Genomic DNA, 14953 nt, shown 5'->3' with positions numbered 1-14953 from the left:
AGACCGCGGCGGCTTTGAGATCACCCATCAAAGCTGACCCAGCACCGGAGTGCTCACACGCACGTCGGCGTTCTGGCCACGGTGACGCAACAGGTGATCCATCAACACGATGGCCATCATCGCCTCGGCAATCGGCGTGGCGCGGATGCCGACGCACGGATCGTGGCGGCCTTTGGTAATCACTTCGACCGGGTTTCCATCGATGTCAATCGAACGGCCCGGAGTGGTGATGCTCGAGGTCGGCTTCAAGGCCAGGTGCGCGATGATCGGCTGACCCGAAGAGATCCCGCCGAGGATGCCGCCGGCGTTGTTGCTGAGGAAACCTTGCGGGGTCAGTTCGTCACGGTGCTCAGTGCCGCGTTGGGCGACGCAGGCGAAACCGGCGCCGATTTCCACGCCTTTGACCGCGTTGATGCTCATCAGCGCGTGGGCCAGTTCGGCGTCGAGGCGGTCGAAGATCGGCTCGCCCAGGCCCGGCATCACGCCTTCGGCAACCACGGTGATCTTCGCCCCGACGGAGTCCTGATCGCGGCGCAACTGGTCCATGTAGGCTTCCAGCTCCGGCACTTTGTCCGGATCCGGGCTGAAGAATGCATTCTGCTCGACCGATTCCCAGGTCTTGAACGGGATTTCGATCGGGCCCAGCTGGCTCATGTAGCCGCGAATGACGATGCCCTGGCTGGCCAGGTACTTCTTGGCGATGGCGCCAGCGGCGACGCGCATGGCGGTTTCCCGCGCGGAGCTGCGACCGCCGCCGCGATAATCGCGCTCGCCGTATTTGTGGTGGTAGGTGTAGTCGGCGTGGGCCGGGCGGAACAGGTCCTTGATCGCCGAGTAGTCCTTGGATTTCTGGTCGGTGTTGCGGATCAGCAGGCCGATGGAGCAGCCGGTGGTGCGACCTTCAAACACGCCAGAAAGGATTTCGACTTCGTCGGCTTCCTGGCGCTGGGTGGTGTGGCGGCTGGTGCCCGGCTTGCGACGGTCGAGGTCGCGTTGCAGGTCTTCAAGGGAAATCTCCAGGCCCGGCGGGCAGCCGTCGACAATGGCGACCAACGCCGGACCATGGCTTTCGCCCGCGGTGGTGACAGTGAACAGCTTGCCGTAGGTATTGCCGGACATGCAGGACGCTCCGTGAAATCGAACCCAAATTCGTGATGCGCGCCAGTATACGCAGGCTAACCGAGTAGTTCATCCTCGAACCTTAGCGGTGTGGGTGAGTCCAACCGGCACCTTGGCAAATGATGGCGTGATGATGCTGCGAGTTTTGATCTTGAGTCTTTCCCTGTTTACCGGCTTCGTCCAGGCGACTGTCCTGCAACGTCCGGTCACGTTGACGACTGACAACGGCGAACTTTTCGGCTCGCTGTTGCTGCCGAAATCCGACAACCCCGTGCCGGTTGTCCTGATCCTTTCTGGCTCGGGTCCTACGGATCGTGACGGAAACAACCCCGATGGCGGGCGCAATGACAGCCTCAAGCGATTGGCCTGGGTGCTGGCCAGACACAACGTCGCCAGTGTGCGTTTCGACAAGCGCGGCGTGGCTGCCAGCCTGGCGGCGACCCCGGATGAGCGAAACCTGTCGGTGGAAGCCTATGTGGCGGACGCCGTGGCCTGGGGACAGAAGCTGAAAGCCGATCCGCGCTTCGGCCCGTTGATCCTGCTCGGCCACAGCGAAGGCGCGCTGATTGCCAGCCTTGCTGCTCCAAAGGTCGACGCAGCGGCGGTCATTTCGCTCTCCGGCACGGCTCGACCGATCGATCAGGTGCTGCGCCGGCAACTGGCCCGCAGCCTCCCTCCTGCGCTGATGCTGCGCAGCAATGAACTGCTCGATAGCCTCAAGGCCGGGCGCACCGACGACAATGTGCCGGCGCCGTTGCAGGTGATTTTCCGTCCGAGCGTGCAGCCGTACCTCATTTCGCTGTTCCGTCAGGATCCGGCAGCGGCCTTCGCCCGGCTGAAAATGCCGGCGCTGATCGTGCAAGGCAGCAACGACATTCAAGTTCAGGTCGATGATGCGAAATTGCTCAAGGCCGCCAAACCGGACGCGCAACTGGCGCTGATCGAAGGCATGAACCACGTGTTGCGCATCGTGCCCAACGACGTGAAGCGGCAACTGGCTTCCTACAAGGACCCGAATTTGCCCCTGGCGGCGGAGCTGGGGACCCGCGTCCTTGAATTTATTGACGGACTTCGCACCCGTTAAGCGCTAGGGGGCGTTCTCAGCTAGTTTTCACGCGTAAAAACTAGCTGAGAACGCCCCCAGACCCTCTAGGACTTTGAAAAACGGCCGATAAGCCTTTGTCGCCAGCGTACCGGCTGGCGGCAAGCAGCTTGGACAGGATCTCGCCGTTATGACTGATACCCAGACTTCACCCGACACCACCGCTGAAAAGGACGCACCGCCAGCGGTCGAGCTGCCATGGGCGGACGTCCACGTCGAGCACCACAAGATGCTCCGCCTGGCGCCGTTACAGACCGACCGCAACACCGGCGGACGGCCGCTGCGCTTCGTTGAGTTCGGTTACGCGGAACGCAACAGCAAAGAACACAGCCTGATGCGCATGGCGATCAAGTTGCCCGCTCAGCGCGTGCGCAAGGAACAGAATCATCTGGACGTGTGGGTCGACCACGCGACCAAACGCGTGCATTTCGGCCCGGACAGCGGTTTGCAGATCGAACCGATGAACCGTGGCATCGGCCGTTTCATGGCCGCCCAGGGCATCAATTGGGCGAAAAAGCGCTGGCCCACCTACACCGTCGACGGCATGGACTTGAACAACAAGGACGCGCTGAACGAAGACACCCGCCTGCGCCGCGACCATTTTCTGCGGGTGCATGGCTTCGACGTGGTTTACGCCGACGCCCAGCATTTGAAGGGTAGCGTCAAGGAAGTCCAGGTCGGTGACCTGCTGGGCGACTGGAACAGCGAAAAGCTGCAGATCGTCGAAATTCTTGAAGCTGCACAGATGTTGCAGCAGGCCGAGCAGAATCTGGCCGAGCAGGAAGTGAAGCTGAAGAAGCAGGAAGACAAGGTCAGCAAGTTCAAGCGCGAAGACGCCGGATTGCGCTTCACCATTACCTGCCTGGTGGCGTTTGCGGTGTTTCAGGCCGGGCTGCTGATCTGGATTGCAACGCACCGCTAAGCCAATGATCGTTCCCACCGGGGTGGGAACGATCGTTTCAGGTCAGACGCGGGAAGCGAACAGCGCCTGATGTTCGCGGCACTGTTCGGCAGTCAGCATGAACACGCCATGCCCGCCGCGCTCGAACTCCAGCCAGGCGAAATCGACTTCCGGGTACAGCGCTTCGACGTGTACCTGGCTGTTGCCCACCTCGACAATCAGCAAACCCTTCTCGGTCAGATGATCCGCCGCTTCGGCGAGCATCCGACGCACCAGGTTCAAACCATCGTCGCCGCAGGCCAGGCCCAGTTCCGGCTCGTGCTGGTATTCGTCCGGCATGTCGGCGAAATCTTCCGCATCGACGTAGGGCGGGTTCGACACGATCAGGTCGAAACGTTGACCCGGCAGCCCATCGAAACCATCGCCCTGCACGGTGAACACACGCTCATCGACGCCATGACGCTCGATGTTCTGGTTCGCCACTTCCAGCGCTTCGAATGACAGATCCGCCAGCACCACTTCGGCGTTCTGGAACTCGTATGCGCACGCGATACCGATGCAACCGGAGCCGGTGCACAGATCGAGAATGCGCGCGGGTTCGTCACCGATCCATGGGGCAAAACGGTTTTCGATCAGCTCGCCAATCGGCGAACGCGGGATCAGCACGCGTTCATCGACGATGAACGACATGCCGCAGAACCAGGCTTCGCCCAGCAGGTAAGCGGTCGGAATGCGTTCTTCGATGCGGCGCTTGAGCAGGCGCTGAAGGTTGACCAGCTCATCGTCTTCCAGCGCGCAATCGAGATAGCTGTCGGCGATTTCCCATGGCAAGTGCAAGGCACCGAGCACTAGCTGTCGGGCTTCGTCCCAGGCATTGTCGGTGCCATGGCCGAAAAACAGATCCTCCCCATGGAAGCGGCTGACGGCCCAACGGATGTGGTCGCGCAGGGTACGAAGTCGGGAAGTGATCACGGGGCAGAACTCCAGAAAAAACGACTGGCGATTCTAGCAGCCAAAACGCTCCACGACGACGCAGGAAGGATTCCGGGGCGACGGTAGGACGCTTCCGATTTTCCACTCGGCTATTGAACAGATCGTGTAACTTGACAAGGCTGCAGGCCAGCAACGACGGTGCCTACGATGGTAGCGATTCACAGAACCGCTCAGCCAGAGGACAATGTCGCAAAAGCCCCACCCGAAGGAGCCCCAGAATGTCCGTTCCAAAAACGATGTTTCAACTCAGCGGTCGCGGTTACGCAGCGGCCACGTTGAGCCATGCCACCGTGGTCATCATCGATGCCCAGAAAGAGTACCTCAGCGGCCCGCTGGCCCTGAGCGGCATGGACGCGGCGGTTGCGAACATCAAACAACTGGTTGCCGCCGCCCGTGCAGCCGGCCGGCCAATCGTGCACGTGCGTCACCTCGGCACTGTCGGCGGTCTGTTCGACCCGCAGGGCGAGCGCGGCGAGTTCATCCCCGGCCTGGAACCCCAGGGCGATGAAACCATCATCGGCAAGTTGCTGCCGAGCGCCTTTCACGGCACCGAACTCTACGATCGTCTGCAAACCATCGGCTCGCTGGACCTGATCGTCTGCGGTTTCATGAGCCACTCCAGCGTCAGCACCACCGTGCGCGCGGCGAAAAACCTGGGTTTCCGTTGCACCCTCGTCGAAGACGCCTGCGCCACCCGCGATCTGCCGTTCAAGGGCCGCGTGCTCAGCGCCGAACAGGTGCAGGAAGCGGAAATGGCAATCATGGCCGACAACTTCGCCACCCTCGCGCTGACCCAGGATCTGATCTGATCGACCGAAAATGAGCGGCTCAGCCCGCCGCTCATCTGCAAAGACCTCGCATTTGCTTCAATTACCCTAGCCTCAGGAACAACCCGGTCAACTCCCGGTCGAAGGGCCGATACCCATTGAGGAAGGTCGGAATGAAGTTATCCGATGGATTTGACGCACGCCGCTTGCGGCCCAAAGGCCAAAGCAACTGGCGATTTCGATTCGGCGCGGCGATCGCGGCCATTCTGGCCACGTTCGGCGTGCTGCTGGCGATGGCCGGGGCCGCCAGCCTGCTGGGGCGCCCGCCGGCGCTCGGCGATCTGAATGCAACACCGCTCGGCTCGGCAATCATTCTCGCGGTCGGCCTGCTGTTCCTGTATTTCGGTGTGGCCCTGTGGCGTCGGTGCCGGCGTCGCGCACGGCAATCGCGGGAGCTGAACATGTCCCCGCACCTGATGAAAAAACATGATTGAATCGACGGCCTGGCTTTTTGCCGGGCCGTTTTGTGTCTGTTTGGGTAAACTGGCCGCCCTTCGCGGAGGCTGACATGCAAGACGACGATTTTTCCCTGTTCAAAAGTGCGATCCAAGGCGTCAAGCCGATCAAGCACGACCGCGCCGACACCGGCAAACCCAAGGCTGACCGTGACCGGATCGCCAAGCTGCGCCAGTCTGCCACCGTGCGCACCGACACCACGACCGTTGACGGTTTGTCCGATCAGTTCGTGATTGACGTCGGCCCGGAAGACGAGCTGATGTGGGCTCGCGACGGGGTGCAGGAAAGCCAGATGCGCAAGCTCAAGATCGGGCAGATCCCGTTCGAAGGCAGCCTCGACCTGCACGGCATGAGCGTGGAAAAGGCCCGCGAAACCCTTTGGGCCTTTCTGGCCGAAGCGACCAAATTCGAAATCCGCTGCGTGCGCGTCACCCACGGCAAGGCTGTGCGTCTGGACGGCAAGCGGCCGATGATCAAAAGCCACGTCAACACCTGGCTGCGCCAGCACGCGCAAGTGCTCGGTTTCTGCTCGTGCCAGGCGAAACATGGCGGTGCCGGCGCCGTGTATGTGATGCTCAAACGCACCATGATGGAAGGCCGCGACGAATAATCCCGTTACACCGAACTTGCAGGGTCGTGTCCGCCACCGTACCCTTGCCCTTTGCGAAAATCCCCACAGGTAGTTTCATGTCCCTGGAACAGAATTACACCGCCATGTTAGGTAGTGTGCACTCGGTCTTCTGGGTTAATGAAATCAGGGATTTAGAGTCCCAGTCATACTTGTTGACCCATGCCAAAACACGGTTATTGGTACGGGAATTGGTACGGACTCCTGCTTCGCTATCCCGTCTGAAAGCCTCGAATCGTTAGTCGCGATACGGGGCTTTTTCCAAGATGCGGGTATCTCAATTACGGGCAGGTTCTAGATCAGAGGTGGTCGTAGGCTGTTCAAAAAATCGTTGCAATTCATGGATCAGAGGCAGCATAAGACATGGACATTCATCATTACACCCAAGCGTCGACCCTTCCTCTGATTCTTCAAAGCGGAAAAATTCGCTTTACGAGAGCTGATCAGCTCGATGATGGAAGTGAGATGCCTTTTAAAACGGCTCACATAGACGCACGTAACTTCTTCGTTAGCTCATGGACAAATTCCGTTACGGAGCATTCCGGGCAGTGGTTTCGCTATGGAGACCAACATCGAGGGATAAGGATCACTCTTCCAAGTAATCCATTTGACTTCCACCACGTCAACATTGAGCTCCGCAGAAATTGCACCAAACCACCTTTAAAAGGGAATAGTGTCGGCATCCGCGTTAAAGATGTCACAGTTCCATTTTCCATAAATGAGATGCTAGGCAATGGCTATATAATTGCTCCCTACGCAGATGACATGTCGAAAAGCTTCGGTGGCGCGGTGGAATATGTCGAGTCTCCAGCACAGCGAGCGGCAGAGCTTATTTCAGAGATTAACGGGACCACAAGTTTCGATGACACAGGCGGACTTGGTCGGATAAAATCAAAGGCTTGGGCTGATCAATTAGAATATCGTTTCGTCCTTATGGCGACAGAAGGGCCGAAATTAGATCGTATATACTCTCAACACTCTTACGATGAAGCCCTATTTGACATGTACGAACGTAGTTTGGGCGCTGGCGTTTTGTCTAGCAGTTCGGTAAAGCATATAGACCTACCGCTATCTAAATCTGCAATCAGTACAATGCTTGTCACACTGGGATCGCATATTTCCAATGAAGACCGAAAAATAGTGATGAGCGCGATTGAGCCCTATGCATCTACGATTCGTATAGCGGAGAGCACCATGAGCGTGCGTACCTAGCAACCAACATGATCTCTACGAAGGTTGATACCTTAGCGATATAATCATTTATTTTCTTGAAACCTGAGGCTAATCAATTACTAAAACCTCGTTGAGAGCTATGTCTTCGCTATAAGCTTTACTTCTAGGGAATCACTGTAATAGTTCCGACCGAGAGCGTCTTGCGCATATACTGCAAACATCTTAGACCTATCTTCAATACCTTTCATGTTATTCGCAGAAATCCAAACCTGAACAGAGTGCCCGGGCTGAATATCACATGGAAGGGGGTTATCAAGCAACCCTGAAAAATGACAATGAACATAGTTATGGAACTTTGGATTGCGCTTGTATTTTGCGAAAAATTTGATTTTTTCCCACCAAGAACTTTTTTTATAGGCATACACATAGGATAAGGAATTTATAAATACCGATTTATTTCCAGTATTTCGCAAAAGCACGACTACTGACACCTCGCTTTCGTCAGCCTTAACACCTGGCATAACCAACACATTAAATTTTTTTTGAGTTGTGGCTATCTGGTACGCAATTGTAAGAGTACTTAAAACCGCGGCGTAAATTGCTATCAAATCTGTGGTATTCACTGTAATCTCCGATACAAAGTAATTACTAAAACCAGCAATGCGATCAAACCCGCACCCGTGCTTCAATGATTTATGCGCTTCAAAGCGTTACACTGATAGATCCAGTCTATCACTCTCGTGCCGTTTTTGATGTTTCCAAAACACTAATGATTTTTTCCTAGTAGATACCAGCACATGTCGATGACACCTCTAATCCGGGAGAGGCCGCTGGGTCGCTTCGATGATGGATTGGTCGTAGCCCCTCGTCTGCACCCCGGCCAGCTTGGTCACGCCCTTAAAAAGACAATGCTTTGTAGCAATTTCTAAGCATTGAGCAACTACCGCCCACAAAGGGCACTACCGGTACTATGCTTTTCCTTTTGCGAAAGGAGTCGATGCTGTGGCTGACGAATATTCGTTATCGGATGTGCTGGAAAGGATCTACCAGAATCAGCTCGGCCTAGAAGCAGCGCTGATGGAGTTGACGCTCCATGTTGAACAGCAAGGTTTCACTGAAGTCGGAGACAACGTCCGCGGGGCCTTGTGGGCGATTGGCGAAAACGCCGGATACATCAAGCAAGGACTGGCCAAGCTGAAGGGAAAGACTGGGAGCTAACCCTCACCCACCGAGGTCTGCTTTCGGCCAAAAGCAGACGTCGGTGACTGGTAGCTGGCGACCAAATACTCACTACTCTCATCGTTGCTATTAGTCATAAAAATAACTGTTCGCCTATCCCTTATTTAGGCCTCCATGGTGACGTGTTGATTGACTAACCATCAAGCTAAGGGTTGGCTTCCACAGTCTCAGTGAGTGGAGCGAACGTCTTAAGCTACTTGTTAGCAGGCATACTCCATACGACTTATTACTCCACCAATCATTTCTAGCTGATACAGCTCACAATGAGCATAATGAGAAGAGATTAGTTTCAAAATTTCAGCTTTGATCTCTGGGTTCAATTTCAAACCAAACGTAATAGATTTTAGTTCATCAGGATAGAATTTAAAATCCGTATAGAGAGAATCTCTTACAGGGTTTACTTTGTGAATCACCCGCCACTCTTTTTCGTATTCCCAGTCTTTTGTTTTTGTATGATAGATAGCCAATCTTGTTTCTTTGTTTTGTTCTGAGCTAGGCCCATACAGAAGGAAATCCACAGCACTGCCAATTATTGGAGCTTCATTGGTGTACCTTACTTTTTCGGCCGCACCGAATGGGGTTGAAAGCTCATCAATATGCTGAAATCCTAGCATGCAGCCTTTATAACTGTCCCCATAGTGCGCCCACATTAAAGTGTTGAGTTCGCTTTCAGTTAAACAGAAGCAACGGAGGGTGCCATTGTTATTCAATTCTGTGCTTTTTCTAAAAAGTCTCTCTAAGCTTTCTGTAGTTTTCGGAATAACTGATTCGAGTTTTTTTAATATTGTCTTTTGAGGTGCGCCTTGTTTTTTTAGTTGCCGCAGCATTCCAATAATTTCTTGTGTCCACTGCGAATAAATAGACAGATTGGCATCCTTGCCAGAATACGCAATTTCAACAAGCTTGTTTGAATAAATAGATTTTGACTCATCGAAGCCTGGAGATAATATCGGCATTCGTTGGAGCTCACTAGCATCATTAAATTGGCATGGACTTTGCCACCTCAAGCGCCCCGTTCTTAATACTATTTGTGTAGTGCTGGCAGTTGTATATTTATAAAGAATATCTGGTACTTTCACTTTCTCTCCTGAAAAATAACCATAAATAGACGACATAAGTGATGCTGGGCAGGTGCCGATAAGCTGAATCGTTTTTCGAGTGAAGCGAACCGCCCATTTCAGCTATGGGCGGTAGACTGCTGCAAGCGGCGGTGTTTACGACCGCCCGCTTCCGGTAGACGGCAGTTTGATGTGCTAAGGGTGATTTATTTTAGCTCAACAATTGATTTCATTTATAGAATTGCACCACAACTCCATCTATTAAATCGTCAAAGGTTATTATTTCCAAATCTCGATGGTCTGACATGATTTCCCGCCATACATCAGACTCAAAATCGCTTCTACGTCCGACGACAAGCCATCTGCGAGGTTTGTGAACTTTAAATCCATACTTTTCTTCAAACCATCTTCTGTTGTTCGGGTCATCAAAATAAGTAGCATATACCCTGGTCTGAGAAATATAAGAATTTAGCCAGGAAGAAAATGTTTCTCTGTTTTGACCGCCAACAATGAAGCCCTTGTCAATTTCCGGAAGCTTGAACTCGACGATATCTGCATAGCCGTTGGGTTGCAAAACAAAAAAATCTGGCCTTATGTTATTCCTTTTTTCGCTCTGCCACTCACAAGTTAATTCGGAAAATACATCCTTTGCACCAAACTTCATGGTTAGGATGAATTTATTTTCTTCCTTCGATAAGTGGGAGGTTATATCAGGCTCTGTGCTTTTGGAGTTGCCCCACACTTCGATGAATCTATTGATCTTCGGTAGCTGAATGTATTTGTAGTCATCAGGCATAGGATAAGAGTAATGAGCGTCATGCTCTACAAATTTTTTAATCTCATGCAGATTAAAACCAATGCGGTCGAATTTTTCATCACTGCTATCAAAATAAATAGGAAAGAAGTCTAGCCATTTTATATGCCTAGTCCTTAATCCAGAGTCGTCAGCGTCAAAAAACATTCCGTTTACGACTCTAGTAAATTGCCCTTTCATAGGCGCTGGGCTTGGCACATTAAAACCCATAATGCTATTTTGAGCTGCAAAATTCCATTTCAACTCTGTGAGCTTGTCCCAGCCCTTGTTTGTCGGCAGCACCAAGTCTTCACTGAATGGCGGCAAAGGCATTGAAAGTATACGGCTTGAGGTTGAATCATATTCAAAACCTATGATTTTTTCGAACAGATTACACTCTTTTACCGAATAATCATGATATCTCAGGTTCAGTATTCCGTCGGTATTTAGCTTCTCAGTGACCTCTGATCCCACGTACTCTATAGCGATGTGGGTTTGACCGATATACACAACAATTTCTTCAGGATTTAGCAGGAAGCCAGGAGCTGTTTTTATGAGGCTCGGGTTCTCCTGCATATATTTCCATAGTGGGGCCAGATAATTGCTCATCACCCCCTGCATAAAGGCCATTGTCAATTTTTTTGCTGAGGAGTCTACTTTCTCTTCTTCGTACATTTATATAGAACCTAAATAATGATCAATTGAAAATGATCGCCAAGACATAATTTTTATAAATACTAGTTTTGTCACATAAAATTCTGCTCGTGCGTGACTGCTTGTCTGGACTGAATGCTACTGCGAAAATGCCAAACAGATAATAGACAATACAAATTGGATGGTGTGCAGATTACGAAGTCATGAGCAGTATGTCTACAGTCTGCGTGTGGCCGCTTACGAATGGCAGCTATTGGCTGTGGATTCAACCGGTCGACGCAACACGACTAAATTCTGTGTAAGCAGAAGGAGTGTTGCAGATGAAGCAGAGACCTCGGATCTATTACACCGAAAGCCAGAAAAAACTGATGTGGGATCACTGGCAGAAAGGCGACTCTCTCCAGCACATCGCCCAACTATTTGATCGAAACCATTCATCGATACAGCGCATCTTGGCGGAAACAGGCGGTATCAGACCCGCTGTACGCCGCAGATCCAGATTGGCGCTGACGTTGGCTGAGCGTGAAGAGATTTCGCGTGCCGTGGTGGCAGGTAACTCGATCCGTTCCATGGCTGTGTTGCTAGGGCGAGCAGCCTCTACGATCAGCCGTGAGATCAGACGCAACGGTGGCCAAGGATGCTACCGGGCTAATCAAGCTGATCAGGCTGCCTGGGATCGCGCCCATCGACCCAAGGTCTGCAAACTTGTTGAGAACCGAACGGTGGCGCAAATTGTTGCAGACAAGCTTCAATTGCAGTGGTCACCGGAACAAATTGCCGGTTGGTTGAAGCGCACGTACCCGGACGATACGAGCTATCAGGTGTCACACGAGACGATCTATCGCACGCTCTTCATACAGGCTCGCGGGGCTCTGAAGAAGGAGTTGCTTGAGCATTTACGGCGCACGCGGGCCATGCGTCGCTCGCGTCATCACACGCAGAAAAAAGAAAATCACGGACGAATCACTGATGCTGTATCGATCCGTGAACGCCCGGCCGCGGCTAAGGATCGGGCGGTGCCAGGTCACTGGGAAGGCGACCTGCTGTGCGGTAGCAGGAACAGCCAAATTGCCACTCTTGTTGAGCGACATACCCGCTACGTAATGCTAGTGAAATTGGACGGTAAGGATAGCGAGACGGTCATCAGCGCCCTAATTGAAAACGCCCGTAACTTGCCCCAAGAACTCTACAAATCGCTGACCTGGGATCGCGGTAAAGAGATGGCTGACCATAAACGCTTTACGGTGGCTACCGACATCAAAGTCTACTTCTGCGATCCTCATCGTCCTTGGCAACGAGGATCAAATGAGAACACCAACGGGTTGTTAAGGCAGTACTTCCCGAAAGGAACCGACCTTGCGGAGCACTCGCAAGCCACGCTCAATGAAGTGGCAAGGCAGCTAAATAGCCGCCCTCGGAAAACGCTAGACTACGAAACACCGGCAGAACGATTTAGCCAATCTGTTGCGTCGACCGGTTGAATCCACAGCCGTTTGCAGCCCTTCGCAACAGGCAGCAAACGGCCATTAGCTGCGACTGCAGTCGGCAAAATGAAGACCTTGAAAGTACTTGGAAACCTAGGGCGAACCAAATCCATCATATTATTCATCCGCAATACGAATTCAGGATGAATGCTTTAATCACGCGAAAACAAATCGTCAATTGGATCGATAGCACTAAATAATCGCTCGGCCAAACTCACGCGTTGATCTCTATAAGACTCATAATCTGGCTCACGCTCTGTTTCATTAAAATATTTATCGTAGAATCTATCTACGTCAACTAAGTCTACAACACCATCAGCCACACTGGATGAATCATTAGCACCCAACTCGAAAGCTTTTTCATCCATTAGCTCCATAAATTTTCTGCGAGCTGCTGATTGCGAACCACCATCAGAAAACACCTCTGCATCTGGAAACTCATCTTCAACTGACGCAATTAGGTAGTCCGTGACGACTTGGTCATATGCATCGTAAAGCGATTGATGCTCTACAACTTTAAAGCATTTGACAATCTGACTTAAAATCAGTAGCTCGTCATAATTTGGGTCATTGGCAAAGGCTCCAGCCAAGAACGCTTCCACAGTCATTTTATCAACACTGCCACTGCGCAGCGCCCATAAAAACACTCGTGCCGATGCCAAGAAGGATCGGTCACACTTCTCGCCGCAAATAAAATTAATCGCTTTTAAAAGACTTTGGTCTGCTAAGTTAAACTTTTTACCAAGCTCAGACCTCGAAATACATAATTGAGCTACAAATTCGGAATTAGACCCAAGGAAATTAACATCTAAAACGGATGAAAAGATATGACCTATCACTTCGGTCGCCACGCCAGCACTGATTATCTTGTTATCCAGCATATCCTTCAGCGTTTTCAATGAAGACTGGGTCTTCAGGCTACCAAAGCACTGCCGTAAAACAGGGGTGTTACTAGCATATCTATTGAGTACGAAGTCACCTAAAGACGGGTTAAATAACCGAACAAAAGTCTGGTTTTCGCTTACTACTAATCTCGTGAGCATCGAACCAGATAGGTGACGGAGGTTTAATAGAAAATCTTTTTTTCCAGTAAGACTGGCGGCTCCTGGATTCTCTAGGTATCGCGCAAATGCCTCTGAAAGCTCAGGCTCAGTAATCACGCGCCCGTTCATAGCGACCAGCAAAACCAAGGCACGGCCACAGTCATCCAGTTGCGCTTGAAATGGATGATCCCAGACCTGAGACGGATCATCTAGCAAACCAGCTATATGCGCCCAATAAGACTCGGATGGGACATCCTCCAATCGCTGGGCATCGGTAATAAATCGGATTAGCCGAGGATTAAAATTCCTATGATCAATAATAGTTCGATAACGTTTATGAGAATACAACTGCTCAATATATTCAGCATCTATTTCAGAATGCCAGATATGGTTGTAAAGAATTCTCGCCTTATCAATCTTCACCAAAGATTCAAGTGTTATCTCAAACTCATTTCTATTTATATTTGAGTTGTAGAAAACATCGTTTAAAATTTTTCCTTGATTGAGAATAGTAGTTCGAGATGTCAATACAAATCGCTTTTTTGGATTCTTGACTATGCGCCTAATAAAACCAACAATCTTGGCGCCCTCATGGCCAGAAAGCGCTTCTAGGTAGTTGCGACCCAAAAAATCATCGAAATAGAAAATTTGCTTTGAGTCAGGGTCGAAGATACTCTCGGCCTCTTTAATATCATCAGAAATGACCGAAAGCTCAAACCCGTCTGCGACGTACTGTAGGATTAGCTGCCCAGCCAATGTTGTCTTACCAATGCCAGCTGGACCCGTAATGATAACAACACTGGTAGATTCCAGTTTATCAATCGCTTGATTATGATTTACCGTAGCTACATATACCTTAGAGGCCTCAATAATCTCACCAAGCTCAAACTGGCTCCTGTCATGTATGGGCTTATTAAGCATGTACGCAAGAACATTCGAACTAGCAATCCAGAGCTTATAGTGCCGTCTTTCAATATCTGGATGCTTCGCGAGTATATCACTCAAATCCTGTCGGCCCAGTATATCTGCTGGAGATAAAACAAATGGTGAAAGTTTCTGCATCAATATTTTTTTATCATTAAGTGAAAGCGAGTGAGACAAGGCTAAGATATAGCGACTTGGCGATAATTTCTGAACTTTGAGGCTTTCAGAATCCGCAATAGATTTAACGAGCTTTTCTAACGGCGTCGAAATCCAATGCTTACACTGGAGAATCCATTCATCCCCCTCGGACCTAAAAAAGCGCCCATCCACTCCAGCGTCACGTCCGGGCTTGAATCTTTCGAATCTAACCCCCTCCCTCGCGCTTAGCAGGTCAGCGCAAAAGACTTCGAACTCTTTATCGTTTAGCCGCGAAAAATCGTAATCGCTCACAAAAGCCTCGCTCAGAAATGGACCATATGCCAGTAAACCGCTCGGCATTAAAGTGTAGTTGATGGAAGCGGCACACGAACTATCGCAGTGATAGCAGCAATGATGCGTG

14 protein-coding genes are annotated in these 14953 nt (G+C 51.4%); 8 read left to right on the top strand and 6 right to left on the bottom strand.

Going from position 1 to position 14953, the window contains the following annotated elements; genetic code table 11:
* Positions 1–27: 27 nt before the first annotated feature.
* Positions 28–1119 carry a chorismate synthase gene (gene aroC / locus CAF79_RS27360; protein WP_085701181.1) on the bottom strand — a complete coding sequence of 364 codons (1092 nt, stop codon included), beginning with the start codon at positions 1117–1119 and terminating at the stop codon, positions 28–30.
* A 130-nt stretch (positions 1120–1249) separates the two neighbouring features.
* Between aroC and CAF79_RS27355 the strand changes: the two genes are divergently transcribed.
* Entirely contained in the window at positions 1250–2203 is a 954-nt protein-coding gene (locus tag CAF79_RS27355; protein ID WP_085701180.1) for an alpha/beta hydrolase, read from the top strand.
* Positions 2204–2351: 148 nt separating this feature from the next.
* Positions 2352–3143: a hypothetical protein gene (locus CAF79_RS27350; RefSeq protein WP_085701179.1), complete on the top strand. Its 792-nt coding sequence runs from the start codon at positions 2352–2354 to the stop codon at positions 3141–3143.
* A gap of 42 nt (positions 3144–3185) precedes the next feature.
* Here the strand turns inward: CAF79_RS27350 and prmB are convergent, their stop codons facing one another.
* Positions 3186–4094, bottom strand: coding sequence for a 50S ribosomal protein L3 N(5)-glutamine methyltransferase (prmB, locus tag CAF79_RS27345; protein WP_085701178.1), 909 nt, complete (start codon positions 4092–4094; stop codon positions 3186–3188).
* Between the two features lie 239 nt (positions 4095–4333).
* Here prmB and CAF79_RS27340 point away from each other — a divergent pair, with 239 nt between their 5' ends.
* From CAF79_RS27340 to CAF79_RS29025, 4 genes are all read left to right on the top strand, one after another.
* Entirely contained in the window at positions 4334–4924 is a 591-nt protein-coding gene (locus tag CAF79_RS27340) for a cysteine hydrolase family protein (RefSeq protein WP_011333204.1), read from the top strand.
* A gap of 131 nt (positions 4925–5055) precedes the next feature.
* Positions 5056–5376, top strand: coding sequence for a hypothetical protein (locus CAF79_RS27335; protein WP_007960009.1), 321 nt, complete (start codon positions 5056–5058; stop codon positions 5374–5376).
* A gap of 74 nt (positions 5377–5450) precedes the next feature.
* A complete protein-coding gene (locus CAF79_RS27330; protein ID WP_039769915.1) occupies positions 5451–6008 on the top strand; it encodes a Smr/MutS family protein in 558 nt (185 codons plus the stop codon).
* Between the two features lie 381 nt (positions 6009–6389).
* Complete coding sequence (locus tag CAF79_RS29025) at positions 6390–7238, top strand: DUF2971 domain-containing protein (protein WP_139832637.1); 849 nt, start codon at positions 6390–6392, stop codon at positions 7236–7238.
* Between the two features lie 98 nt (positions 7239–7336).
* On the opposite strand, the gene CAF79_RS29020 is transcribed toward CAF79_RS29025, so the two are convergent.
* Complete coding sequence (locus CAF79_RS29020; protein WP_139832636.1) at positions 7337–7822, bottom strand: hypothetical protein; 486 nt, start codon at positions 7820–7822, stop codon at positions 7337–7339.
* Positions 7823–8201: 379 nt separating this feature from the next.
* Here CAF79_RS29020 and CAF79_RS27320 point away from each other — a divergent pair, with 379 nt between their 5' ends.
* Entirely contained in the window at positions 8202–8417 is a 216-nt protein-coding gene (locus CAF79_RS27320; protein ID WP_085701176.1) for a hypothetical protein, read from the top strand.
* A 221-nt stretch (positions 8418–8638) separates the two neighbouring features.
* Here the strand turns inward: CAF79_RS27320 and CAF79_RS27315 are convergent, their stop codons facing one another.
* Together CAF79_RS27315 and CAF79_RS27310 are read right to left on the bottom strand one after the other, a co-directional pair.
* Positions 8639–9517 (bottom strand): DUF2971 domain-containing protein, encoded by an 879-nt coding sequence (locus CAF79_RS27315; RefSeq protein ID WP_170929803.1) that lies wholly within the window; start codon positions 9515–9517, stop codon positions 8639–8641.
* 208 nt (positions 9518–9725) lie between these two features.
* Positions 9726–10964, bottom strand: coding sequence for a Shedu anti-phage system protein SduA domain-containing protein (locus tag CAF79_RS27310; protein WP_085701174.1), 1239 nt, complete (start codon positions 10962–10964; stop codon positions 9726–9728).
* Positions 10965–11263: 299 nt separating this feature from the next.
* Here CAF79_RS27310 and CAF79_RS27305 point away from each other — a divergent pair, with 299 nt between their 5' ends.
* Positions 11264–12424 (top strand): IS30 family transposase, encoded by a 1161-nt coding sequence (locus CAF79_RS27305; protein ID WP_085701173.1) that lies wholly within the window; start codon positions 11264–11266, stop codon positions 12422–12424.
* Positions 12425–12579: 155 nt separating this feature from the next.
* Here CAF79_RS27305 and CAF79_RS27300 read toward each other — a convergent pair whose 3' ends face one another.
* Positions 12580–14844: a restriction endonuclease gene (locus tag CAF79_RS27300; RefSeq protein WP_085701172.1), complete on the bottom strand. Its 2265-nt coding sequence runs from the start codon at positions 14842–14844 to the stop codon at positions 12580–12582.
* Positions 14845–14953 lie beyond the last annotated feature (109 nt).

This window comes from Pseudomonas sp. B26(2017), from assembly GCF_002113045.1.
Classification (GTDB): Bacteria; Pseudomonadota; Gammaproteobacteria; order Pseudomonadales; family Pseudomonadaceae; genus Aquipseudomonas.
The sequence above is the reverse complement of the archived record's forward strand: the minus strand, read 5'-3'. Positions and strand labels throughout refer to the sequence as shown.